This window comes from Bacillus sp. GC_Bacil_1, assembly GCF_026540675.1.
GTDB classification, from domain to species: Bacteria; Bacillota; Bacilli; order Bacillales; family Bacillaceae_G; genus Bacillus_A; species Bacillus_A cereus.
This window is the reverse complement of sequence record NZ_JALNUG010000004.1, coordinates 177,666-202,725: the sequence shown is the minus strand read 5'-3', so window position 1 is coordinate 202,725 and position 25,060 is coordinate 177,666. Positions and strand designations below refer to the sequence as shown.

Genomic DNA, 25,060 nt, shown 5'->3' with positions numbered 1-25,060 from the left:
TTACATATTGTAAGGAGCATTTTTTATTGTCAAAAAATAGTCCAATATATATCCGTTACTATATAAAATTATTTGTATAATAATAGGTGAGAACTATTTTCAAAAGGGAGGTGTATAGTTAATGAAGTTAGTTATTCCGAAGCAACATGGTGCATGGGCGATGCTTGCTATACCATTTCTATTAAGTGTCATACTTGGAAAACCTACTATATATCACATTCCATTGTTTATAGCTTGGTTCTTTATCTATTTAGCTACGTATCCATTCCTTATGTACATAAAACAAAAACGAAAAAAAGAGTATTTACATGCTTCAATTGTATATTTTATTATTGCGTTCGTATTTGGGATGATTTCTCTATTATATGAATGGCGCATTCTTTTATTCGTAATAGTCATGATTCCACTATTTATAGTAAATATGCATTATGCTCGTCAAAAAAATGAAAGGGCACTATTAAATGATATTTGTGCGATCATTGTGTTTTGTGTTGGTGGGTTAATTAGTTATTATTTTTCAATGAAACAAATCGATCATACAGCATTATTCATTGCACTTATTTCATTCTTATACTTTTTAGGAAGTACGTTTTATGTGAAAACGATGATACGTGAGAAAAATAATCCGAAGTATCGTTTTATATCTTGGGGTTATCATATTCTATTAACAATCATTGTATTTGCAATTAATCCGTGGTGCTCCCTTATTTTTATACCAAGTGTCATTCGAGCCATTATATTGTATGGCAAAAAAATTTCTATTATAAAAGTAGGGGTTTTAGAAATTGTGAATTCTGTATATTTTTTAATCATAACGGCAATAATTATGAAGTATGCCATTTGAAAAAACTTCCCACCTTATGATGGGAAGTTTTTTCAATCTTGTTCTAAAATGTGAACGGTGTAATCGCAGCGTTGAATAGCTTGTTCGATCGCATAAAGGGATTGCTCAATACGAGCGCGATTAAAATCTTTTTCAACAGTCTGTAGTGCTTCTTCTAAACAATGTTTTGCTTCTTGTAATGATTGAAAAGAATCTTGTACATATCCGCGAGCATTTTGATGCATTTCATAATCCTCCTTGCATATTCATATATGTATAGTATGAACAGTAAAGAAGAAAATATTATTTGTTATATTTGTTTGACAATTAAAATGAAATTACGTATAGTAAGAATTAAGTGAATATTTCTTATCCAGAGAGGTGGAGGGACTGGCCCGATGAAACCCAGCAACCGCGATGCAGGTGCTAATTCCAGCAGAACATATTTGTTCTGGGAGATAAGACGAAGATATATACGTAACTTCTTCTTATCGGAGAGGTTTTTTTGTTGCAAAAAAACCGATTACGAAAATTTATATTAAGAAGAAAGGGGTTGCGCATTGCTGTGACACTCGAAAAATACGTAAAACTGCGTAGTACAGTTTATGAATATATGATAGAGCAAGATAAGCCAATATCATTGTTAGATATTCAAGAACATATCGTTTCGCATCATGAAGGAAAATTCACGAAAAAGATGTTACATCAATTTTATTTATCAAGACTATTAGATGAACTGAAACTGGATGGGAAAATTACATTAGCTGATGAATATCTCTATACTGAAAAAGGGGTATTTTATAAGGCGAGAAAAGGGAGCTAAGCTCTCTTTTTTTTAAAATAACGGAGTATGTAGAGTAAAAGACTGCTTAAGCAGCCTGATACAGGGAATGGTGTTGAGTGTGTAGTGTCAAAAATTGAATGTGCCTGAAAGAGGCAATTCGTATCGGCTGCAAATGAAAAGAGACACCTTCGCCGAATAGGTGTCAGTCGTTTTGTCACGTAGACTTGCTACTTAACAGTAATTAGAATAACATGCAGGATTTTTGAAGTCAAAAGGGAATTAAAGGAAGGGGTACAATTATGTACGCTTACTTATTAAAAGATATAACGAAATGGATCCCAAAGTACATTGTAGATAAGGGATATGAATATTATGAAGATGGACATGTAGAAGATGTTGAAATACAAGATAAAAAAGTGTTTGCTTTCGTTACTGGAAATGCAGGGAATTATGAAGTAGTTATCGATCTCGAAGATTTTTCAAAAAGTAGTTGCGAATGTCCGTATGAAAATTATTGTAAACATATGGCGGCAGTTGTTTATGATATTCAAGGTGCTGGTGAGAGTGCAGTTAAAGAGAAACTGAAAGATTTAGAAAAAGAAGAGTTACTTACTGTATTAAATCGACTGTTGCAAAGTTCGAAAAACGTACAAATTGTAGAGAAGTTATTAAAGAAGGGGTAACTTTAACGATAGAGGGAGTTGTTTTGTAGTGAACGTACTGATTATATACGCTCATCCTAATCCTTCAAGTTTTAACGGGGCAATTTTAGAGCATGTGCAAAAAGGGCTACAGGAAACAAATCATTCGGTTACGTTGCTTGATTTATACAAGGAACAATTTGATCCGGTACTTGTATTCAATGAAGAGAAGAAAAGACGTGATTTAATAAATGAAGAAGAGACAGCGCGGTATAGAAAATTAGTGGAAGAAGCAGATACACTTCTCTTTATATATCCGATATGGTGGTGGGGGATGCCAGCTATTTTAAAAGGTTTTATTGACCGTATTTTCGTAGCTGGATTTGCTTATAAATATGAAGGGGCTCTGCCGAAAGGATTATTGCAAGGGAAAAAAACGTGGGTTATTAATACGTTAGACTCGCCTCTATGGTACGTCGCATTGTTATATCGATCAGCAGATTGGATTATGATGAAGAGAGGTGTTTTACGTTTTTGTGGCATTCGTGATATAAAACGGTCAGTTTTTCAATCTGTGAAAACGAGTAAAGTATCAAAGCGCGAAAAATGGTTATTACAAATAGAAGAAAAGGCTCGTACATTATGAATGAAGTCGATCGTATTATAAACTGTTGTCAGTATGATAACGAACTTTTTCGGAAGTATATTACGTGTTTACTTCAATTGAAAAAATGCAGCGATACATTTCAACAAATTCAAATAGAGTTAAGAAATGATTATTTAATAAGGGGAATTTGTGAAAGAGAAGTTGATGAGGTAGTACGGGGAAGTAAAGAATATGAAATGCATTTTCTTCCTAAAGTATTACAGTGGAATTTTTTGAGGGAACATCCACACCTGATTGGAAAAATTTGCGAAGATTTTTTTGCATTTGAGTCATTACATCTTAAGGACATAGAGTGGAATACAGTTATAAATTGCATGGGAAATAAATAATTTATTATGTAAAAAAGCTAGTATAAAACTAGCTTTTCGTTTAAATAAATAAGAAGCATAGACTAATGATAAAACCTGCATATAGTAAGTTCACAACGCAAAATCCCATAATATCACGAGCACCTAAACCAGCTATCGCTAATGCTGGTAATGCCCAGAAAGGTTGAATTAAATTCGTCCAAGCATCGCCCCACGCAATGGCCATTGCAGTTTTTGCAGCAGGTACACCAAGTTCAGCGCCAGCTGGAATCATAATTGGTGCTTGCACGGCCCATTGACCGCCACCAGATGGAACGAAAATATTAACGATGCCAGCACTTAAAAATGTAAAGAGCGGAAAAGTCGTTTCATTTGAAATGCTAATAAAGAAATTAGAAATAGCTCCTCCAAGTGAAAGTCCTTCACTATTTACTCCAATCATCATGCCCATAATTCCTGCGTAAAACGGAAATTGAAGTAAAATGCCAGAAGCACTTTTCGTAGAGTCTGAAAAAGCGCGAATATACTGAATCGGAGTACGGTGGAAAATAAGACCTGCAATTAATAACATAAAAATCACGATATCGAGAGTAAGGTTAAAACCTTTCGTATAAAAGTAATTGAAAATATAAATGAGACCTAACAATCCAACGCAAAGTGTAATAATAATGCTATTTTCCATCTTTTCAGCGAACGTATTATTTTCTACTTCTTGAGCAGCAGCTTCTTCATGGAACACGCTAGGATCTACAGTTATCGTATGTTTTTCATCTGGATGCATCGCTTTATTAATGAGAGGCATCGTAACGAGAAAAATAATAACTGGAACGAGAGCGTATGGTGAGAATAACGTTTCTGTTATCGGAATCGCCTCTTTAATACTTCCAGCAGTCGTTTTAATTAACGTTTCACCGCCTGTTGCTAACGTAAGAGGGATAGAGGCAGAAAGACCGGCATGCCAAATGAGAAATCCAGAGTAAGAAGAGGCAATTGCTAGTCTATAATCTAATCCGTCCAGTTGCCTTGCCACTTCTTTTGCGTATAAAACAGATACAATAATTCCAAAGCCCCAGTTTATGTATGCACCAAGTAAACTTACAATTGAAATGGCAATAATGCCTTGGCCATTCGTTTTTGGTAGTCTGGCAGCTTTCGTTAATCCTTTTTTAATAAGAGGAGCATTTGCTAAAGCAGATCCAGTCACGAGTACAAGTGCCATTTGCATAGAAAAGGCAAGGAGTCCCCAAATTCCATTACCCCAGTGATTAATCATTTCTACAGGTGTTTGGTGAGTCGCAAACATACCAAAGAAGATAACGAAAACAGTTAGTAAACATGATAAAATAAACGGTTCTGGCAAGAAGCGTTGCACTAAGGCGACGCAACCATTTGTAAAGGAACGAAACAAAATAGATCAACCTCCTTATGTATATGTATTAAAATTATTCGAGGTTGTTTGGGAGATAACCTTTAATGTAAAGAAAATTCAGATATTTATAGAGTGGTAATTTATTGATAGGTTGATATAGAGCCTTGTATCAGATTCTGCTTTTAATATACTAGAAGAAAACGGTTGGAAATGGGGTAGCACTTATAGGGATAGTATAGAGAAAGGTTACTAGCTTGCTTCAAAGCAACTGTTGCAAAATGGTCAAAAAATAAAGTTCATCATCCCGGAAGAAACTTTATTTTCATCTATAGAAGAAATTTTCGACCAATATGAACAGACAATCTTTGTAAGGGAAGTGTTTTAAAGGAAACGATTAATTTATTATCTTTTTAATAAAGTGATAGAAAGCTTCATTAAAAAGATGAAGCTTTCTACTTATAAAAGATAACAAAAATAATACATTCATTACTACATTTGTGTGCGAATTCAAGAAAAATTAAACCACCTAGCTCCTAAAGAGAATATAGGAAGCAGATGGTTTAGATGTTTTGAGAAGTATCCTGTTTTCAGGATTTAGTTAAGATTATTGATTTGCATTTTTATATCGATTAAATTTAAGTTTCTGGAATAATTGTAATAGCAACGGTCCGAATCGGAGCCTCTATTTCGTCATCTTTACTTTGGTTATTGTAGTATTTAATCATTAATTCGTTAAGTTCGTTTTGAAATTTTTCAAAGTGTTCCTCATCTAGCTTTAATTCTACTACAGAAAAAGTAGCCTTATCTTCTTGACTGTTTTGTTCCTCTAATTTCTTAAGGTAACTTTGATATTGTGTCATAAGTGATAACTGATAATAGGAAATGTAGTTTAACTTTTCATTATCAGATAATCCTTTCCATTCACTTCCTTCAATTTTTGCATCTTCTTCATTGATTACGTAATATTTTTCAGAAACAGATTTTACCTTTTTTTCTTTAATTACATGAACGATACCTGAATCAACCATAGTTTGTAGCTGTCTATATAGTGTTGCTTGTGGTACATTTTTAATGATTTTTACCATTTCTAATGGTGTTAACCCATCTTCTTTATTTCTCATTAACACTTGGCAAATTTTCATTCTTACCGGATGCATTAAAATTTCAACTTTATTACTCATTATATCACCTTATGTATTGTTTTTTATTCTCATTATAAATAATGAGAATAATGATTGCAATCCATCCGTTTTTATTTTATCATTATCAATAATGATAATGAGATTTAAAAGGAGTGATGACAATGAAAATACATTATGGATTGAATGATCTTAAAGACATTGATATTATGGCTTTTCTACCCATTATATTACCAGTTATTGCAGTGGGAGCACTTTTAGTTTTAATTGCATTCATTGATTTATATCGACATAGGAAAACAAGAAAAAATGTACTTGTATGGACGTTAATTATTCTTTTCGTTAATATATTGGGACCTATCTTGTACTTTGTTATAGGGAGAAAGGACAGTGAGAAATTATGAAATTAGAGATTAAAAATGTAATAAAATCATTTAAAGGAAAAATTGCTGTGAATAATTTCTCGATGGAACTGCAAGCGGGGGAATGCGTCGGATTAATTGGACCGAACGGAGCAGGGAAATCCACATTAATAAAAGTAATTTCGGATATTATTCATCCAACTGCTGGTGAAGTTTTATTGAATGGGATAAAAATATCAAAAATGAAAAGTGAAATTGGTTATTTACCGCAATATCCTAATTTTTTTCATTGGATGACAGCGAGAGAAACACTTACCTTTATGGGCCAACTTTCGGGGTTGAAAAAAGAAGAATTGTCAAAGTCGATTCCAAAAATGTTGGAGAAAGTTGGACTAAAGGAAGAAGAAAATGCAAAGGTTAGTACATTTTCTGGTGGAATGAAACAACGACTTGGTATTGCACAAGCATTATTGCATAAACCTTCGCTTATTGTCATGGATGAACCAGTATCCGCATTAGATCCGATCGGCCGGCGGGAAGTATTGAATCTGATTAAAGAAATAAAAAAAGATACAACCATTTTATTATCAACCCACATCTTAAGCGATGCAGAAGAAATCTGTGAACGATTTGTCATTATAAAAGATGGAACAAAAATAGAAGATACAACGATTACGGAACTTTTACATCGTAATAGTGAAAATAAATTAATGATTGAAATAACAGCAAAAGATCAAAAGTGGATTGAAATTGTAAAAAAATTACCGTATGTGAAGGACGTTGAAGTGGTTGGGCTTAAAATCAAAGTGAAGGTTGAAAGTATTGAAATAAATAAAAATATGTTATTGCAAAATGCACTCGAACAGAAAGTGAACATCGTTAAATTTGAAATGAGCAACGATACTTTAGAAGAAATCTTCTTGAATTTGGTGGTGCAAAAATGAATAACTCAATTGTATTGATAAAAAAAGAATGTGTTCAAATGTTACGTGATTTCAAGATTATTTGGCTACCAATTGTTTTTATATTTTTAGGCGCAACACAACCGATAGTAATTCATTATTTGCCATCAATTTTAGAAGCGTTAGGTGGAGGACAGGGAATTACCATTGATCCGAGTATGGCAACGCAAAAAGGGGGCGAAGTATTAGCGAGTACTTTGGGATCCCAGTTTGATCAGCTTGGACTTATGATTCTAGTGATTTCTATGATGGGTGCAATTCAAACAGATAAAGCTAATGGTATGTTGGCCTTTATTTTAACAAGGCCCGTTACTGTTACTTCATATGTAGGTGGGAAAATAGTGTCAAACTATTTAATGGTAGCGTTTAGTGTAACAATTGGATACGTAGCTTCTTATCTATATGTAAATTTTCTTTTTACTGCCGTTCCATTTGCACACCTAATTACTGGATTACTATTTTATCTAATTTGGGTTCTTTTTATCGTATCTTTCACAACAATGATAAGTGCTATTTTTCACAGTCAAGGTATTATTGCATTAATTTCAATTGTATTCCTTTTAGCCTGCAGAGTAATCGTCGGTTTGAATCCAATAATGGATCAGCTTAATCCAGCCGGTATGAGTAAGTATGCAATGGAAACGTTAGTCACGGGGGTAGTAAATTCAAACGCAATAATTACTGGATTACTAACTATAGTGTGGATTTTATTGACACTCTTCGTAACGTATTATTGGATTGCTAATAAAAAGTTTCATTATGAATAACCGTGATGAGGGTAGTGGTTTCAAATAAAACAACGCAATAAGAAGAAGCTTCCACTACCGTGGAAGCTTCTCCAAATGATGTGCAATATCAACATACATATTTGAGTAAACTGAATGTATTTCATTACTTGGCGTAGCGTTAGAAGAGAAGTGGACAATTACCATATTTGCTTTCGGATCGATGTAAAGTGTTTGTCCGTAACTACCTAACACTTCAAAAGCACCCTGTTCATTGTGGGGAATCCACCATTGATTATGATAAGAAATGGAAGCTCCAGGGCCAATTGCAAGTTCACCTTCTTGGACATTTTTTATATCTCCAGTAATAGAAGAAGGGAGAATTTGTTTTCCGTTATATTCCCCGTTGTTTAATAGTAATTGCCCGAATCTCGCCATATCTCTAGCAGTTGCATTTAAGCCAGCGCTTGCTTGTTCTATTTTCGTTTCATCTGTAACGTAATACGCGTTTTCTTCCATACCAATTTGAGACCAAATTCGTTCGCTTACATTTTCAGCTAGTGATTTACCAGTAATAGTTCGAATAATCCAAGCGAGCGTTTCTGTTGATCCGTTATTGTAAGAAAAGGAAGAACCAGGCGGTGCAGTTTCTTCGGCTTCTCGTAACATATCATAAATTTTCATCGGACCGTCGTAATTTTTGCCGCGGGGTAAAATATTGCTAGCTAAATATAATTGTGCATCTTGATTTTCTAGCCCAGGCTGCTCATATCCGTGGGTCGGGTATTCTGCTGAAACTTGCATGTCCATTAATTGCTGAAGTGTCGCTTTTCCGAACGGTGTATTTTTTAATTCTTTTATGTAAGTGTCAGCTGTTTTCTCTAAATCAATACGATTCTCTTCAGCGAGAGATTGTATAATTGCCCCGGTAAAGACTTTTGCTAATGATGCCATACCATGAGGTTCATTCTGTTTATACCCATTGAAATATCGTTCATAAACAAGTTGTCCATTATGTACAACGACAAAAGCATCTGTTTTGTTATCGTCTAAAAGTTTTTTTAGAGGAGTTGTATTTCCGAATCTACGCTCCACAGCAAAATCGTCTAAGTTTTGCAATGCGGAAGGGAAGTGAGCAGTTTGGTCAGGATTGATTTTTACGTCATTAACTAAAGTGAATTCTTTCATATGTGTATACGACCAACGTAAGTAAGGGTCATTTAACCAGTTTTCTTTTGTCACATTATGTTTTGATGGGGTCGTTTTATTTTGTTTGAAGTAAGTAAACCCAAGTCCTGTAATTACAAATATGAATGTTAGTATAAGTAAGAGTAGGGGAGATTTTTTTAGTTTCATATATGGCCCTCCTTTTTATTTCTACTATAAGTATACGCTCGTCTTGAAAGAAATACAAAATAAGGAAAGTAAACGGGGAAGTTTACTTTCCTTATTAACGTTAAGCGGAAATTTTTCCGTCTGTAGATTGTTTCTTGAATTTTTGTTTTCGTCCGTGTAATCCATAATATAAAAGTAAAGTGAAAGCAACGATAATAGCTGCGATAAAATACATATTATGATAACTAGATTTCGCTGCGACAATACCTAAAATGAAAGAACCAAAGCCAATACCACTATCAAAGAATGAGAAATACGTAGCTGTCGCAGAACCACGTCTATGGTTTGGAGCAGCAGAAATCGCAATCGTTTGGAAACTCGGAATTAATGTTCCGTAACCTAAACCGATTAGCATACCTGCGCCAAGGAACCAAAATGAAGTTTGTGCTTGGCTTAATATGAACATTCCGATTGTGAAAATAATGATAGCGGGGTAAACGAGTACATTTTCACCGAAGCGATCAAAAATCTTTCCTGTAAATGGACGAGAAATGACAACAACAAGTGCGTATACAATAAAGAAATAACTTGCAATTTCACTTAAACCGAGTTCTTTCGCATAAATAGGAATAAAGGATAAAATACCACTATAAGAAAAGGCTAAAACAAATCCTGTAAGTGCAATCGGAATAGAAGATGGTTCGATTAAGTCTTTCCATTTCATTTTTTCACGTTTTTGTTTGCTCACAGGTGCTTCATGCGGAATATCTACAAGTAGTCCTAATAAAAATGCAAGTAATGAAAATACGGAACAAACGATAAATAAAACAGTAAACGAAAAATGAGAAATAATTGTTAAACCTAAAAAAGGACCAATTACCATCGGCAGACTCATAAATACGCCGAAATATGCAAGTGCTTCGCCTCGTCGATGAGCTGGCGCAACATCAGTTACAATCGTACCGGTAGCTGTCGTTGCCATCCCGAACCCAATACCGTGCAAGAAGCGAAGGGCAAGTAATAAGAATAAACTTTGCGCACCGAAATACATAACAGTAGCGGCTAAAAATAATGAAAGTGAAATAAATAATATTTTCTTTCTTCCTAAATCATCGAGCCATTTTCCTGTGAATGGTCTACATAAAACAGAAGAAATAAGAAACACAGTTGCAACTAAACCAATTTCCTCAGGTTTTCCTTTTAGGCCGTCTATTACATAGACAGGCAGAGTAGTCATAAGCATGTAAAATGTTAAGAAGAGAAATAGACTACTAAAACAAGTTCCGAGGAAATCCTTCGTCCAAAGTTTCTCACTTTGCATCGTCATCCCTCCAATTTAATCTAAATTTTTAATAATTTGTTGTAACACTTGAAATGCTTGATGTAAATCATCTTCATTAATACCTTCTAGCGTTTTTTCTTCGAAAGTATCAACTTCTTCTTGCCATACTGGAATCATCTTTATCGCTGTTTCGGATAAAGAAATGAGCTTCTCGCGGCGATCTTTACCTTCTGTACGAATAATCCATCCCATCGTTTCCATACGTGTTAACGTACGAGTCATCGTTGGTGATTCAACATTTAAATATTGGCATAATTCTGTTTGCGTACAAGAACCAGTTTGATTAATGCGGAAAATAACAGCCCACTGCGCACTAAATAACCCAGTTGGAGATACACGTTCATTAAATTTCTTCGTAAACTTTCGAGAAGTCTGGCTGACGATATGAAAAAAATGTTGTTTTTCGTCCATGTATTTTGATCCTTTCAAATTAGTTACCTAGCTAACTATATACTTTTTTATAATAATTGTCTAGTAATAGACATATTGATTTATGTGAAAAATTCTTATAGGTTTTATGTTGCGAACGTATATTCTACGTGCTATTCTTTAATTAAGTAAAGAATTTTCTTTCTATTAAATAGAATGGGGGAACTTGTGATGATTAAGCCTGCAACAATGGAGTTTGTTTCACTATCGAACGGAGAAACGATTGCATATCAGGAAGTTGGAAGGCGAAATACAGATATTCTTGTACTCATTCACGGGAACATGACATCGTCACAACATTGGGATTTAGTTATTGAAAAGTTGCAAGATCAATACCATATTTACGCTCTTGATTTAAGAGGGTTTGGACAATCAACGTATAATCAGTCGATAGATTCATTACAAGACTTTGCAGAAGATGTAAAATTATTTATCGACGAGTTAAAGCTAGAGAAATTCTCATTAATGGGCTGGTCAATGGGCGGTGGCGTTGCGATGCAATTTACAGCGAATCACCCAACTTTTGTAGAAAAGTTAATTTTAGTAGAATCAGTAGGAATGAAAGGATACCCAATCTTTAAAAAAGATACGAATGGGCAGCCAATCGTATCAAGTTTAGTAAAGACAAAAGAAGAAATTGCGCAAGATCCAGTACAAATCGCTCCAGTATTAGACGCGATAAAAAATATGAACAAACTATATTACCGTACAGTATGGAATCTATTAATATATACACATAATCAACCTGAACCGGACCGTTATGAAAAGTATTTAGATGATATGTTAACGCAACGTAATTTCGTAGATGTGAATTATGCGCTCATTACATTTAATATTTCGGATGAACATAATGGGGTTGTAGAGGGAAGTAAGCAAATTCATCATATTAAAGCGCCGACACTCGTCATACAAGGTGATAGAGATTATGTTGTACCGCAAGTAGTCGGTGAGGAATTAGCGAAACATTTGCCAAATGCAGAGTTGAAGGTATTAGAAGATTGCGGACACTCACCGTTTATTGATTGTTTAGATGTATTTATAAAACATGTAGAAGATTGGCTAGAATAGAAAGAATCCCCAAAATGAAAAGTTTTGCATATACTATAACATTTGTATGTATAAGGGGAGATTATCAATGCATAAACCATCCTTAATCGCTTATTCGCCATATGATCATCATATCTATACAAAAATAATGATAGATCCGATGTATATGCAAGTTTCACCAGCTGTAGTTCCTTTACAAATGCAGCAGCCACTAACAGCTCATATGCAACATTACTTATATGGACCATCATTTTATGAAAATCCATATTTTAAACATTTTCATTATAATGTGAAAGCACAAGTTTGGGAAGGATAAGATAACAAGCTAAAAGGTTCATTCTTTTAGCTTGTTTTTTATTGCGAATATTCGTACACGCATTTGCAGAAACAGTTTATAATGAAAAGTGGAAAGCGTGAGAAGGAGAGGGAAAGGGATGTCAATGCGTTTTACTTTTTGGATTATGGTTGGGATTGTAGCAATCTCGGGTTTATCACAAGGAATGCTCTTACCTGCCATTGCAATGATTTTTGAACAAGAAGGGGTTAGTTCGAGTATTAATGGTATTCATGCGACGGCATTGTACATTGGGATATTAGTCATTTCGCCGTTTCTTGAAAAACCGATGCAAAGGTTTGGAATGAAGCCAATTATTGTTATAGGTGGGTTTCTCGTTATTATTTCATTATTCTTTTTTACACAAACATTTTCGTTTTGGGTATGGTTTATCCTTAGATTTCTAGTTGGAGTCGGAGATCATATGCTTCATGTCGGAACACAAACGTGGATCACGACAACATCAGACCCAAGTAAAATAGGGAGACAAGTATCGATATACGGTGTATTCTTCGGAATTGGTTTTGCTGTTGGTCCGTATTTAGCAAGCACTGTGCAGTACGGTCTTGCAACACCATTTATTATATCTACTATACTTTGTTTAATAGGTTGGCTTTTACTACTTCCAACAAAAAATGCATTCCCAGCGCAAGATGAAAGAGAAGTGAAGAGTGAATCATCATTTTCTCGTTATAAACAAGTTGTTGGATTAGGGTGGATTGCGTTACTAGGACCACTTGCATACGGTGTACTTGAGGCCATGTTAAATAGTAACTTACCAGTATACGCACTTCGTAAAGGGTGGTCTGTTTCAGATGTATCCTTCTTATTACCAGCATTTGCAGTTGGGGGTATTATTACACAGATTCCGCTCGGTATATTGAGTGATAAATACGGAAGGGATCGTATATTAACGTGGACGTTTAGCATAAGTACGGGCATTTTTCTACTTGCCGCCGTATTTGATCAATATTACTGGATCGTCTTTGCCTGCATGCTTCTAGCGGGTATGGTTATTGGATCGTGTTTCTCTTTAGGGCTTGGATTTATGACTGATTTATTACCGAGACACTTACTACCGGCAGGTAATATATTATCCGGAATCGCTTTTAGTTTAGGAAGTATTATGGGGCCTGTATTAGGCGGCGTATTTATAGAAAAAATACAGTATACAAGCTTTTTTATTGCGGTTATGATTATAATGGGAATTCTAGCAATGTTATATATGGTCTACATGAAGAATCAATTCGCATCAAGAAAAATAGAAAGTAGGTTAGGGCATGACAAAACAACCTAATAAAAAGAAATTTGAAGTACTAGAAAATGAAACAATTACAGACTGCTTAGCACGTATGGAACAAGAAGGCTACGCTCCGTCTCGTCGTATGGAAGAGCCGATCTTTCATGAAGTAAAGAAAGACGGCAAAACAGTAGTTGAGCCGTGCGGTAGGAAGATTGTTTTTGAAGGGAAATTGAAGTAATCCAATAACAAATTCTCTTTATCGTATAGAGCCATCCAATAGCTGGGTGGCTTGTTTTTTTATTAATCAGTGAAGGAAGGAATTAATTAAAATGAATCTCCCTTTCATTTCTCCTAATTGGCTTCTTTATATGGGTCAAAAGATTGCTACTTTTTTTGTATATTGGTAAAATAAGTTCTTGGGTCTTACTTATTGTTATCGGTATAATGTTTGTCGCTTAACGTAAAGAAATTAGTTACAATGATTCCATAATGTTTAAAGGGGGTACAGCAACGATCCCCTCTTTTTGGAGCCACTCACAAACGTAAAGCAAGAGAAGAGGCTATATGAACTATTCTTCTATTTTGTTTAGATTAAACGAGTTACTGCAATTGGAACAGGTATATGAAACTAGTCGACATCCTGATGGAATTGATAGATTGCTAGAGAATGGAAAATGATTATCTGTATATTCCGAAGCAGATGTAACAGAGTGTCCTTCCATAATTAAGGGTAAAACCAAAATACGTTGTTTTAAAGAATGATTTGTTAGAACTGGTTATAAGTAATAAAACAGAAAAGAGGATCACATGTTAGATACTTTACAGAGAAGTAAAAAGTTTTTTTTATTATGTCTTATTTTTTTAGTGCTTTTAACTGCTTGTGGTAATACAGATGTTAAGACATCTAAAGCTTCATTACCACCGGCTGAATCTAATATAGATACATCATTAAAAGCACCAAATTGGGTAGAGAAGAGTCCTATCCAACAGTCTCCTAATTTTACGGAAGATAAAAAAGTAAAATCGGTTGTGAATTTAATAGCAACGGGTGATAATTTATATCATGACGCAGTAATTAAAGATGGCAAACAAAAAGACAGTTCATATGATTATAACTATATTTATGAAAATATCAAAAAAGCTGTTAAATCAAGTGATCTTGCTATCGTGAACCAGGAGACTCCAATTGCAGGAAATAATCTAAAAGTACAGGGATATCCGACTTTCAATACACCTGAAGAAGTAGGTCAATCTTTAGTGGACACTGGATTCAATATAGTGACTCAAGCGACAAATCATGCTATGGATATGGGTATTAAAGGTGTTGCGAATACAAGAGAATACTGGAAGAAATATCCGGATGTTATCCCAGTAGGCATTAATGGGAGTCAAAACGAGCGTAATGAAATAAAAACGATTACAAAAAATGGTATTCGCTTTGCGTTACTAAATTATACATATGGTACGAATGGAATTAAAATTCCGGCTGATAAGTCTTGGGCTTTAAATTTAATTGATAAAAAAGCGATACAAAATGATGTGGAAAAGGCAAAGAGTAGCTCTGATATGGTGATTGTTATGGTGCATTGGGGAGTAGAATATACCTCAACACCTTCAAAGCAACAAAAAGAAGTTGCTCAATATTTAACAGATTTAGGTGTAGATGTAGTAATTGGAAATCATCCACATGTAATTCAACCAATTGAGTGGAAACAAAATAAAGATGGACATGAAACGCTAATCTATTATTCTCTTGGAAATCTTATTTCTGCTCAAGAAAAATTAGAAACATTGGTTGGAGGACTATCTTATATACAATTCGTCAAGTATGAAGATAAAACTTTTGGTATACGACAAGCGGCAATCGTACCGACAGTAACCGACTACGCTGATGGTAAGAAACAATTTAAAATTCAATTTTTAAAAGATTATTCGGATGAAGAGTCTAAAAAACATGGAATTAAAAAATTTGTCGGCCCCGTTTCTTTGAAGGATTTCAAGGAGATTCCTAGAGACGTGTTGGGAAATTGGTATAAAGACTAATAAACAAAAAGGGAATGAGATACAATTAAAAAATTTATAATTTTAGCATTGGTATTGGCAATGGGATGGAGTCTTGCTGCTTGTAGTGGAAAGCAAACATCTCAGGAAACTACTAATAATAACGATAAAAATAAAAAAGAGATACATGCGAATAAAAAAGATGTTTTACCTATCTCTGATCCTAATGATTGGAGAATTATTCTTGTAAATAGAGAGCATATGTTATCAAAGGAATTAGGAATTGAATTAACAAGTATTACCCAAAATGCTAAGCCGAATATGAAAATAGATAGTAGAATTGCAACTTCCTATCAGGATATGGTAGCAGCTGCAAAAAAAGAGGGAATCAATCTTTATTTAAGATCAGGTTATCGAGCTATAAAATTACAACAAACGTATTATGATGCTTCAGTTAAAAGCTATAAATCTCAAGGTTTGTCGGACAAAGAAGCTAGTGCTAAAGCATTGGAATATCTTCAGTATCCTGGTGCAAGTGAACATCATACTGGATTAGCGTTAGACATTATTTCAGTTGAATGGCAGAATACTGTAGAAGATTTAAATGCAAAATTTGAAACTACCGATGCATTCAAATGGTTAGATAAGAATGCTGCAGAGTATGGATTTACTCTCCGCTATCCAAAAGATAAAGAGAATATTACTGGCATTAAGTATGAGCCATGGCACTATCGTTATGTAGGAAAAGAAGTTGCTGTTTATCTAAAAGAAAAAGGGTTAACTTTAGAAGAATATAACGAAAAAATTAAGTCTGGTAAGTAAAAATACACTTTGATTCTATTAAAAAGTCAGATTTGGAGGGTGTGTTAATCTTCCTCCTAGAATTGCGAAAACAGTGTATGATAATGTAAGCACGTATGAACCAGTTATCGTGTGAAACGATGTATGTATAAAAAAGTTACATTTATAAAAGAAGCAATGAAAAAGGATCTGATATTCATATCAGATCCTTTTTCATTCACAACATATAATACTTACTTAACTAAGCCTTAAAGACTGCCTGCTTTTCAGGTACTACAATAGTAACCTCGCTTTTTTATTTTGGATGTTCGTTTTTCTTAGCTTGATAGACATGTGGAAGTAGTTCAAACAATGCGATTAGCATTTTTTTGTTTGCATGATTTGTGCACCGGATATTCACTATTGATTTCAGTTCAGTAATAACGAATTCTACAATAGATGGCAGAACGTATATTTGGTATAATGGAAATATACTACTTAAAATAATGTACATGAGTTATAAAATCTATGTAAAGAGGTAAGGACTACATAACAATAACTAAATGTAAAAGTTCTAGTACATATAGGGTTCAGTTCATGTTAAGCAAATTCGTTGTGAGAAAGGAAAAGATGTAATGAATCAAATTTCATTTGAAGATTTATTTGAAGACGAAAAAGAAAATAAACAAGAAAAGGTAGAGGTAGCCGAGATACCTGCACCTTTATCAACATTGCAAAAAGATATATTGGAATTAATGGATTCTGAAGAAATAAGTGCACTGGAGCTATGCGAACAGTTAATACGATCTGGTAAAATATCAGACGAAAGATTTACAACGAATAAGCCAAAAGCATATGGACAAGTATGCTTAGCGTTGGAAGGCTTTGTTACAGAAGGAAAGCTTACTTTTGTTAAAAACGATGAGAAAAGAGATAGGGTGTATAAAGTGAAAGAAGAAATTTCTAACATATAAGTTGTAAAGAGGGAAATGAATGATTTTTAGGGAGGTAGTCCATTTTCTACTTCTACATTAAAAAAAGGTGCCAATCTTTCTTGATTGACACCTTTTTTAATAATCTAACATCTAACGTATTTACGTTTGAAACCAACTCTTCCTCTATCGACTTCTTTCTGAATACTTTCGGAAGCATTTAACAAACTGCTTTTTTTATTATCACGTTTTACTTCAACTATACCAACTTCTTTTGCAGTCTCGACTGCTTTTTCGTGTAGTGGCACATATGAAATTGCTACAGTATTTATAAAATTATTCATAGCAGATTTTGTTCGTTCTGGCGCAGCATGAATTGTATTTTTTACAATTTCAAGCATATCGGAAATTTTGCTTTCGGCAAATTCATTGTCTTTGCGATTTCCTAAAAGCCAGCAGTAGCAACTCCAGCCCGCTGACATTCGTAGCTCATCCCCACTTGCAATCCATTTATCCGCAACGTCTTGGGCGATAGTTGACTCCGATAAAGTTACTGCTACCACATAATCAGATAGCATATAAAAATATGCCCCGTCCATCCAGCGATCAAAATCAGACTCATTCATAGCTTTTGGATCTGCAATAATGCCTGCAAAGTACATAGCATCGTAGTTACCTGTAGCATAAAGTTCCTCAGCTAACTCTTGATTTACTTTTATTTTCTTAGCGATTGGTTTCATAGCACCTGTAGCTACGCCAAAAACCGGCTCGTGTGCACCGTTAGAGATGTATGTTTTTTTCGTTCTTTCCTTACCAAGGGCTTCAAGCTCTTGCATGACTGTTTTAAAATCCATAGCTGTGCACTTCCTTCCTTAATATAAGTAATCATCTAGTTTATATATTTTCAATTCTAATACTAATCGTATGTGAGTAGGATGTCTACTTTCTATAATATTCCCGTATTAATTTTGAAAGCCTAGCTATTCATACTTATGAGGATACTATATTGATGTAAAGGGAGGGACAATACGGATGTAAATAATATTTTATCTTTGGCTCTCTCTCTGTATTATCATGTTATTTTATAATAAGGAAATAAATAGCATTTTAAATTAAGTATGTGAGGTTAGTTATAAATGATAAAGAAATTTACTAGAGTAGTATTAACTATGGTTATGCCAATTGGTCTTATTACAGGTTGTGGAGCTGCTGAAAAAACTGAAGCACAAAAGCCGAAAGGGGTACAAAAGGAGAAAAAGGACTATACGGATTACTCATATGGTAGCAAAGGTATACTAGTAAGCGGAAAAGCGAAAGAACGGCAACAATACGAGATTGGATATATAGATGATAACAAGTTAATTGGGATTGATGAAAATATTGAAGACTGCATTATTTTAGATAATAAAGATGAAGCAGGCCTCATTTGGAAACAAATAGAGCGTGGATCTATCATTGAAGTGCAATACGGTAAGGATCGCAATGATATCGTAGGCGTGCAATTCGTAGGAGATCGTGAGCCATACGAAATTAGTGATAAGTTTGATCAAAATACGATAAACGAAATTGTCGGACAAGTTAAAGGTAATTTGTAATAGTATATAATGTGAAAGAAATAGCATTTACTATAGCTATTAAAGTGTGGATTGTTGAAAATGCTTTTGACGGTATTGGTAATTAGTTGTAAAATAATTTTTGTTGACGGATTTTGTAAAAAGTATGTTAGATGAAATTCATTTGTAGGGATGACATATAAATATTTTCTTAACGGGCATAAAATAATATAATTTAAATATATAAATAAAAAGAAAATATATTAGAAGTACATAGTAGATTCGTATTTTTAAAATTAATGTGACAACAAAAGGAGGTTGAGATATATACACGGCGAAAATGTGTGTATATCTATTTATAATAATGAATAAGACAATCAAACAACAAGTAATCGCACTATCAACAAGTCTAGTGATTTTAGGGAGTGTACCTTTATCAGCATCAGCAGAAGAGATAAACAAATCTCAAACTGATCAACTAAATATTGCTGAAGGAGAACATGGAACGAGCGGATTAAATTATTCTAATTTCAAGTTGGAAGTTCCTGATCATGTACAAGTTAACGAAGCAGAAGTATCTGAAAATGAAAAAATGCTTTTAGAAGAATATAAGCATAAACATGATGAAACAGAAGAATTAAACAAAATGAAAGATTCAAAGAAGGGGCAAGTAGCAGAAAAGGAAGCTATTTCAAATATTGAAAAGGCATTTGAATCTGTAGATGGTCGAAATGATGGATCTGATCGTCAAATGAAACTTGTTGCAAAGCCAAGAGGTATTCAATATAGTGCACCGAGTACGAAGAAATATGGAACACTTGCAGGAGTTCCATTTGTAGAGTGGATTGTTCCAGCAGGAAACTCTGATATTCGTCCTGCAAATCCGATGAAAGCACGTTACATTACAATCCATGAGACGGCAAATACGGCCGCTGGTGCTAATGCTGAAAATCATGCGAAATATTTGTATAAACAAGCAACGGAAGGCACTTTCCGAACAGCTTCATGGCATTTTACTGTAGACGATAAACAAATTTATCAACACTTACCAACAAACGAAAACGGTTGGCATGCAGGAGATGGAGATGGATCAGGAAACAGGGAGTCTATCGGTATCGAGATCGCGGTTAACCAAGACGGTGATTACAATAAAGCTTTAGAAAATGCAAAACGACTTGCAGGTTATTTAATGAACAAAGAAGGAATTGGTGCAGATCATATTTACAAGCATCAACAATGGAGCGGGAAAAAATGTCCTGACATTTTAATTTCACGTGGTAATTGGGCTGGTTTCGTACAAGGAATTCAGTGGTATGCAAATATAAATGCGCAGATTGATACGCCTTTACAAGATAAAAATGACTCATTTAATCCAAATGAAAATAATCCAGCTGAACCTAGCATGGAACTAGTGGTAAATGGTAGTGGCATCAATGTACGTAGTGATGCGGGTATTGAACATCGTGTTGTACGTAAAGCTTCAAACGGAGATCGTTACAAAGTATTAGCGGTTAAAAATGGTTGGTATAAAGTAGGTAATGGAGAATGGATTTTCTATGACCCAAGTTGGATTAAAATTAACTACAATGTACCAAAGGAAGAAGTACAAAAGCCTAAGGAAGAAGTACAAAAACCAAAAGATGATATTACAGGTGGCTGGTTTGAAGGGCATTTTCGTAAATTAAACAGTCTAGGTATTATGCAAGGCGAAGGCAATGGTGTATTTGCGCCATATCGAAATGTAACGAGAGCGGAGTTTGCGAAATTAATCTCGAATGCTCTTAAAATACCAGAGGGAAATAAGTCATTTGTAGATATTAATGAGGCACATCCATCACTTCATGACGGTATTAAACGTTGTGCAAGTGCAGGAATTATTAATGGTCGTGGTGAAGGGATTTTTGATCCTAACTCACCAATTACTCGTGAAGAAGTATCTATTATGATTGACAAAGCATTACGATACAAAGGAATTACAGGTGAGTTAGTAGCATTACCATTTACAGATAAGCACTTAATAACATACAAAGAATCGGTTCAACGATTATACAGCTTAAAGGTAGTTAATGGTGTTGGAAATAATGAGTTTGATCCCCGAGGTACAGCAACTCGTGGTCAGGCAGCTGCCTTTATTGTGAAGATGTTAGATTCAATGCAAAAATAAAATAAAATAAAATAAAACTTTAATCAGTGGGGCCACTCGCGTTGCAATCGAGCAGTTTATTCACCGAATTTTGAAATGAGAGTTTTACTGCCTGCAAATAGCAGAATAAATTGTATGTAGAAGCTGACATTGGTAGAAGTAAAAAATAAGAAGAATTTGAAAGGAGCTATCCAAAATAATAATTTGGAATAGCTCCTATTTAGTAGGAAGAACAAATTGTATTTCATAGATTGTAATGCAGAATGCCCTTTCAAGCCCCTCATAAGCCCCTACCAAGTAATAAATCACTCAGAAAAAACAAAAACAAAAACAACTACAAGAACAAAACAAGCACGAAAAAATGAAACCGGCGTTGCAGTAGTAAAAAAAATTGTAATTCGAATGCCAAAACCATTCCCGCATTCCTATTTTTATAATGAAGGATTAAAATCTTCCTATTTACTAGCAAAGAGTGGAGGGAAACATATGGCGGTATACCGTAATGTGCAGGTGAACTTTTGGCAAGATGAATTCATATTAGATTTAACGCCAGAGGAGCGTTATTTTTACATATATTTGTTAACTGGTACGAAAACGAACCAATGTGGTATTTACATATTACCGAAGCGTGTGGCAGAGCTTGAAACAGGTTATAGTATGGAGACTGTTGAGAAGTTGCTAAACAGGTTTGTTGAGTATGGAAAGATTTTATATGATACGGAAACGAAAGAGGTATTCATAATAAACTGGTTACACTATAACCCTATTTCAAATACGAATGTGGAGAAGTGCGTATTACGTGAGTTAAAGACTGTAAAAAGTAATGAGTTCATACATATGTTTTTACGTAAATGCCTTGAAGAAGAATACACGATTCCGTTATTATTGCAGCATTTTGGTATGCCAAAAGAAGAGGATAATAGTAGTTTACAAGTAGTTATTGAAGAGAAAGAAGAAGCGGAAGAGGTAGAAAGTATAGAAGAGGACGTTCCAAATAGTCAAGTTTATAAGTTTTATGAACAAAATATTAGTAGTTTATCCCCATATATTGTGAAAGAATTGAAGAATTGGATACAAAGATTTTCTGGAGAGAAAGTGTTAGTGGCACTTAAAATTGCGTTTGAAAATAATAAGAAAACGTTAGCTTATGTGAAGGGGATTTTGAGGAATTGGTGTAAGAAAGAACGAGTAGATTTTAGTGAAGGAATGCATAGGAGAGAAGTATTCGGTTTGTATGACCCATAGTTTGGATAAGGATTTTTTCTATTCTAAAAGGTTCTTTTACTATAGAAGCGAATAGTGTGAGAAAGGGGTGGTTATATGGAAGTCGTTATAAAGAAGAAACGAAAAAGGGGAAGAAGAATTTTTATTTGGGCTAGTGGTATCGTTCTCTTGTTAGTTATTTCCGCTGTGATTTTTTTGAATATATATACGCTGAAATCTATGCCAAAGATAGATGGAACGATAAAGCTAGAGGATTTACAACACGCTGTTACGGTGAAGCGGGATAGTAAAGGTGTCCCGCATATTAAATCGGAAAATGCACATGATTTATATTTTTCACAAGGATATGTACAAGCGCAAGATCGGTTGTTTCAAATGGATTTAAGTAGAAGACAAGCTTCTGGTATGTTAAGTGAAGTTGTTGGGGAAGCAGCTGTTGACCGAGATAAATTATTTCGAACACTCGGTTTACGGCGAGCGGCAGAAGCTTCAGTTAGTCAATATGATGGAGAAGCAAAATATGCCCTGCAGTCATTTGCTGATGGGGTGAACGCTTTTATACGTGAGGCGAAAGAGGAAAAGAAATTACCAGTTGAGTTTACTATATTAGGTTATGAACCTGCTGAGTGGTCAATTGTTGATACTTTAACGATCGGGAAGTATATGGCGTTTGACTTAGGAGGACATTGGCACGGACAGGCATTTCGATATTGGGCGCTGAAAAATCTTCCGAAAGAGCAAGCAAATGAGCTATTTCCTAAATATCCGAAAGATGCTCCTAGATTGCTAGCTGAACTGAAAAATACAAATGTGGACGTAGCGCAAAGTTTTTCAAAAACGATAATTCCGCCGGAGTTTAACGGTAGTAATAACTGGGTTGTGAGCGGTGAGAAGAGTGCATCAGGTAAGCCAATTTTAGCAGATGATCCTCATTTATCTCTTGCGACGCCTTCTATTTGGTATCAAACGAGACTTGAAATGCAAGGTTTAAATGTGAGTGGCGTTATTTTCGCTGGAGTACCAGGTGTTATATTAGGACACAATGACAAAATAGCGTGGGGCGTTACGAATACAGGGCCTGATGTGCAAGATTTATATATTGAGAAGAGAAATCCTAATAATGAAAATGAATTTCTGTATAACGATAAATGGGAGAAAGCTACCGTTGTAGACGAGTCTATTAAAGTAAAAGGCGGGAAGACAATTCCTTATAACGTTACAATTACGAGGCATGGACCAGTAATTTCAGAGTTTGCGAATAAGGGGAAGGAGAAAACGAAAACCGTATTCTCTTTAAAGTGGACAGCTTTAGAACCGTCAGCTGAGTTAAAAGCTGTATTAAATATGAACAAAGCAAAAGACTGGACGGAGTTTGAAACCGCTCTTCAAGATTTCCATACACCAACGCAAAACTTTGTGTTTGCATCAAACGATGGCACGATTGCTTATAAAGCGAATGGAAATATACCAGTGCGTAAAAAAGGCGATGGTAGCTTGCCTGTTCCAGGATGGACAGATGAATATGAATGGGAAGGATATATTCCATTTGATCAGCTGCCGAAAGTTATAAATCCGAAAGAAGGTTTTATTTCAACTGCGAATAATAAAATTGTTGATGATGAGTATCCGTACCATATTAGCAATACGTGGGCACAGCCATATAGGCAAATGCGTATTCAAGAATTTTTGCAAGAGAAGGAAAAGTATACGGTGAAAGATTTAGAAGAGTTACAGATGGATCAAAAGAATTTATACGGGAAAGAGTTTACTCCTATATTTTTAAAAGAGTTAAATAAAGCATCTTTAAATGAGGTAGAGAAAGAAGGTGTAAACCAATTAACAAAGTGGAATTTTTACGATAGTAAAGATGAAGCGGCACCATTAATATTCCATTTATTAATGAAAGAGATTTCAAATACGTTATTTTCAAAAGAAATACCGAAAGATGTAATGGAGTTATTTAAAGGGAAGTCACAAGTTGTGGATGAATTAATCCGGAAACAAGTAGCAGGAGAAAATAGTGCATGGTTTTCTAAGTACGGAGGTTTCACAAAAATTGTGCATACATCGTACGAGAATGTAATGAAGAAATTGCAGAAGGAATATGGACCCGATGTTGGGGCCTGGAAGTGGGGCGATTATCATCAACTCGCTTTTACACATCCAATTTCGAAATCATCTAGTATGTTAGCGTTACTCGCTTTTAATCGTGAGAAACCAGTTCCAATTGGCGGAAGTCAAGTTACCGTTCAAGCAGCGAGTTACGGCGATAACGGCATTGTAAATCACGGGGCTTCTTGGCGATTTGTTATTGATACGAAAGATATGTCAAACGGTTATCATATCGTAGGGCCAGGACAATCGGGACATTTTAGAAGCGATTGGTATCATGATCAAATAGATGATTGGGTAAGTGGAACGTATCATACGACTACATTGAATACGGAGGGAATAGAGGGGAAGGTGCTAAATTTAGAACCGAAGTGATAGGGTGTTTTTGTTTGTGGAGGGACTAGTAATAATCTTTTTGATAATGAAAGCTTATCATTTAGAACATAACCCAGTTCTTAAATAATTTTAACAGCCAGCCTACTATCATTTAATTTGATAGTAGGCTGTTTCCATCTTCGAAATACGCTGTAGCAACTTCTTCAGGATTACGATTATTTCCACATGCTGCAAGTGCTGTAACAAATAAAGCCATTACAACTATTAACATGATTATTCCAGTTTTGAGGGGAATTAGTTAACAAAGACCAGGTATTATTTGCAACAGAACGGTCCCTCTGTACCCCTTGTTTCGTCATTTTTCTACGCCATCCAACTTGACAAATGTTTTTTTATCAAACTACAATGAAAATCATTATCAATAATATAGGGAGGATACTTTTGTCAATAAATGAAAAACAATATATTT

26 protein-coding genes and 1 riboswitch are annotated in these 25,060 nt (G+C 34.7%); of the genes, 19 read left to right on the top strand and 7 right to left on the bottom strand.

From position 1 onward, the window contains the following. Positions 1–121 precede the first annotated feature (121 nt). Positions 122–844, top strand: coding sequence for a YwiC-like family protein (locus OXT04_RS08390; protein WP_000779946.1), 723 nt, complete (start codon positions 122–124; stop codon positions 842–844). A gap of 32 nt (positions 845–876) precedes the next feature. Here OXT04_RS08390 and OXT04_RS08385 read toward each other — a convergent pair whose 3' ends face one another. After that, positions 877–1,068: a hypothetical protein gene (locus tag OXT04_RS08385; RefSeq protein ID WP_000554029.1), complete on the bottom strand. Its 192-nt coding sequence runs from the start codon at positions 1,066–1,068 to the stop codon at positions 877–879. Positions 1,069–1,189: 121 nt separating this feature from the next. Then, positions 1,190–1,288, top strand: a riboswitch (SAM riboswitch). 40 nt (positions 1,289–1,328) lie between these two features. Here OXT04_RS08385 and OXT04_RS08380 point away from each other — a divergent pair. The 4 genes from OXT04_RS08380 to OXT04_RS08365 all read left to right on the top strand — a co-directional run bounded on the left by OXT04_RS08380 (position 1,329) and on the right by OXT04_RS08365 (position 3,244). Further along, positions 1,329–1,646, top strand: a complete 318-nt coding sequence (locus OXT04_RS08380; protein WP_002094089.1) for a hypothetical protein — start codon at positions 1,329–1,331, stop codon at positions 1,644–1,646. A gap of 260 nt (positions 1,647–1,906) precedes the next feature. Further along, positions 1,907–2,290 carry an SWIM zinc finger family protein gene (locus tag OXT04_RS08375; RefSeq protein WP_000271532.1) on the top strand — a complete coding sequence of 128 codons (384 nt, stop codon included), beginning with the start codon at positions 1,907–1,909 and terminating at the stop codon, positions 2,288–2,290. A 28-nt stretch (positions 2,291–2,318) separates the two neighbouring features. Continuing rightward, the gene (locus tag OXT04_RS08370; RefSeq protein WP_001101578.1) at positions 2,319–2,894 is read left to right on the top strand and encodes an NAD(P)H-dependent oxidoreductase; all 576 of its coding nucleotides are present in this window, start codon (positions 2,319–2,321) and stop codon (positions 2,892–2,894) included. After that, complete coding sequence (locus OXT04_RS08365; RefSeq protein ID WP_001006466.1) at positions 2,891–3,244, top strand: hypothetical protein; 354 nt, start codon at positions 2,891–2,893, stop codon at positions 3,242–3,244. The genes OXT04_RS08370 and OXT04_RS08365 overlap by 4 nt, the downstream gene beginning before the upstream one ends. Before the next feature lie 40 nt (positions 3,245–3,284). On the opposite strand, the gene OXT04_RS08360 is transcribed toward OXT04_RS08365, so the two are convergent. Together OXT04_RS08360 and OXT04_RS08355 are read right to left on the bottom strand one after the other, a co-directional pair. Then, positions 3,285–4,631 (bottom strand): short-chain fatty acid transporter, encoded by a 1,347-nt coding sequence (locus tag OXT04_RS08360; RefSeq protein WP_000490008.1) that lies wholly within the window; start codon positions 4,629–4,631, stop codon positions 3,285–3,287. Positions 4,632–5,227: 596 nt separating this feature from the next. Then, on the bottom strand, positions 5,228–5,773 hold the full coding sequence (locus OXT04_RS08355) for a transcriptional regulator (protein ID WP_267414135.1): 546 nt from the start codon (positions 5,771–5,773) through the stop codon (positions 5,228–5,230). A 122-nt stretch (positions 5,774–5,895) separates the two neighbouring features. On the opposite strand from OXT04_RS08355, the gene OXT04_RS08350 reads away from it, so the two are divergent. Genes OXT04_RS08350 through OXT04_RS08340 form a run of 3 tightly spaced genes read left to right on the top strand, consistent with a single transcriptional unit; the run spans position 5,896 to position 7,822 of the window. Further along, positions 5,896–6,135 (top strand): PLD nuclease N-terminal domain-containing protein, encoded by a 240-nt coding sequence (locus OXT04_RS08350; protein WP_000690914.1) that lies wholly within the window; start codon positions 5,896–5,898, stop codon positions 6,133–6,135. Then, positions 6,132–7,037, top strand: a complete 906-nt coding sequence (locus OXT04_RS08345) for an ABC transporter ATP-binding protein (RefSeq protein ID WP_000763099.1) — start codon at positions 6,132–6,134, stop codon at positions 7,035–7,037. The genes OXT04_RS08350 and OXT04_RS08345 overlap by 4 nt, the downstream gene beginning before the upstream one ends. After that, positions 7,034–7,822, top strand: coding sequence for an ABC transporter permease subunit (locus tag OXT04_RS08340; RefSeq protein WP_061660432.1), 789 nt, complete (start codon positions 7,034–7,036; stop codon positions 7,820–7,822). The genes OXT04_RS08345 and OXT04_RS08340 overlap by 4 nt, the downstream gene beginning before the upstream one ends. Positions 7,823–7,876: 54 nt before the next feature. Here the strand turns inward: OXT04_RS08340 and OXT04_RS08335 are convergent, their stop codons facing one another. The 3 genes from OXT04_RS08335 to OXT04_RS08325 all read right to left on the bottom strand — a co-directional run bounded on the left by OXT04_RS08335 (position 7,877) and on the right by OXT04_RS08325 (position 10,868). Then, positions 7,877–9,136 (bottom strand): serine hydrolase domain-containing protein, encoded by a 1,260-nt coding sequence (locus OXT04_RS08335; RefSeq protein ID WP_000768738.1) that lies wholly within the window; start codon positions 9,134–9,136, stop codon positions 7,877–7,879. A 100-nt stretch (positions 9,137–9,236) separates the two neighbouring features. Beyond that, a complete protein-coding gene (locus tag OXT04_RS08330; protein ID WP_001190321.1) occupies positions 9,237–10,436 on the bottom strand; it encodes an MFS transporter in 1,200 nt (399 codons plus the stop codon). Between the two features lie 15 nt (positions 10,437–10,451). Beyond that, positions 10,452–10,868 (bottom strand): MarR family winged helix-turn-helix transcriptional regulator, encoded by a 417-nt coding sequence (locus OXT04_RS08325; RefSeq protein ID WP_000343680.1) that lies wholly within the window; start codon positions 10,866–10,868, stop codon positions 10,452–10,454. Positions 10,869–11,057: 189 nt separating this feature from the next. Here OXT04_RS08325 and phaZ point away from each other — a divergent pair, with 189 nt between their 5' ends. The 7 genes from phaZ to OXT04_RS08290 all read left to right on the top strand — a co-directional run bounded on the left by phaZ (position 11,058) and on the right by OXT04_RS08290 (position 17,265). Further along, positions 11,058–11,954: an intracellular short-chain-length polyhydroxyalkanoate depolymerase gene (phaZ, locus tag OXT04_RS08320; RefSeq protein WP_000594880.1), complete on the top strand. Its 897-nt coding sequence runs from the start codon at positions 11,058–11,060 to the stop codon at positions 11,952–11,954. Between the two features lie 67 nt (positions 11,955–12,021). Further along, the gene (locus OXT04_RS08315; RefSeq protein ID WP_000549496.1) at positions 12,022–12,249 is read left to right on the top strand and encodes a hypothetical protein; all 228 of its coding nucleotides are present in this window, start codon (positions 12,022–12,024) and stop codon (positions 12,247–12,249) included. 118 nt (positions 12,250–12,367) lie between these two features. After that, positions 12,368–13,564 (top strand): MFS transporter, encoded by a 1,197-nt coding sequence (locus OXT04_RS08310; RefSeq protein WP_000062798.1) that lies wholly within the window; start codon positions 12,368–12,370, stop codon positions 13,562–13,564. Further along, entirely contained in the window at positions 13,548–13,748 is a 201-nt protein-coding gene (locus tag OXT04_RS08305) for an NETI motif-containing protein (protein WP_000166303.1), read from the top strand. Before OXT04_RS08310 ends, OXT04_RS08305 begins: the two co-directional genes overlap by 17 nt. Positions 13,749–14,317: 569 nt before the next feature. Further along, positions 14,318–15,553: a CapA family protein gene (locus OXT04_RS08300; RefSeq protein WP_267414134.1), complete on the top strand. Its 1,236-nt coding sequence runs from the start codon at positions 14,318–14,320 to the stop codon at positions 15,551–15,553. Between the two features lie 48 nt (positions 15,554–15,601). Continuing rightward, positions 15,602–16,333: a M15 family metallopeptidase gene (locus tag OXT04_RS08295; protein ID WP_000241993.1), complete on the top strand. Its 732-nt coding sequence runs from the start codon at positions 15,602–15,604 to the stop codon at positions 16,331–16,333. A 593-nt stretch (positions 16,334–16,926) separates the two neighbouring features. Further along, entirely contained in the window at positions 16,927–17,265 is a 339-nt protein-coding gene (locus OXT04_RS08290) for a DUF3895 domain-containing protein (protein WP_001071899.1), read from the top strand. A gap of 104 nt (positions 17,266–17,369) precedes the next feature. On the opposite strand, the gene OXT04_RS08285 is transcribed toward OXT04_RS08290, so the two are convergent. Then, on the bottom strand, positions 17,370–18,077 hold the full coding sequence (locus OXT04_RS08285) for a DNA alkylation repair protein (protein WP_000346347.1): 708 nt from the start codon (positions 18,075–18,077) through the stop codon (positions 17,370–17,372). Positions 18,078–18,359: 282 nt separating this feature from the next. Between OXT04_RS08285 and OXT04_RS08280 the strand changes: the two genes are divergently transcribed. The 4 genes from OXT04_RS08280 (at position 18,360) to OXT04_RS08265 (ending at position 24,630) form a co-directional block, all read left to right on the top strand. Then, a complete protein-coding gene (locus OXT04_RS08280; RefSeq protein WP_098390006.1) occupies positions 18,360–18,818 on the top strand; it encodes a hypothetical protein in 459 nt (152 codons plus the stop codon). A 322-nt stretch (positions 18,819–19,140) separates the two neighbouring features. Further along, positions 19,141–20,940 (top strand): S-layer homology domain-containing protein, encoded by a 1,800-nt coding sequence (locus OXT04_RS08275; protein ID WP_267414133.1) that lies wholly within the window; start codon positions 19,141–19,143, stop codon positions 20,938–20,940. A gap of 381 nt (positions 20,941–21,321) precedes the next feature. Next, on the top strand, positions 21,322–22,164 hold the full coding sequence (locus tag OXT04_RS08270; RefSeq protein ID WP_267414169.1) for a DnaD domain-containing protein: 843 nt from the start codon (positions 21,322–21,324) through the stop codon (positions 22,162–22,164). Positions 22,165–22,239: 75 nt separating this feature from the next. Further along, entirely contained in the window at positions 22,240–24,630 is a 2,391-nt protein-coding gene (locus tag OXT04_RS08265) for a penicillin acylase family protein (protein ID WP_267414132.1), read from the top strand. Positions 24,631–25,060 lie beyond the last annotated feature (430 nt).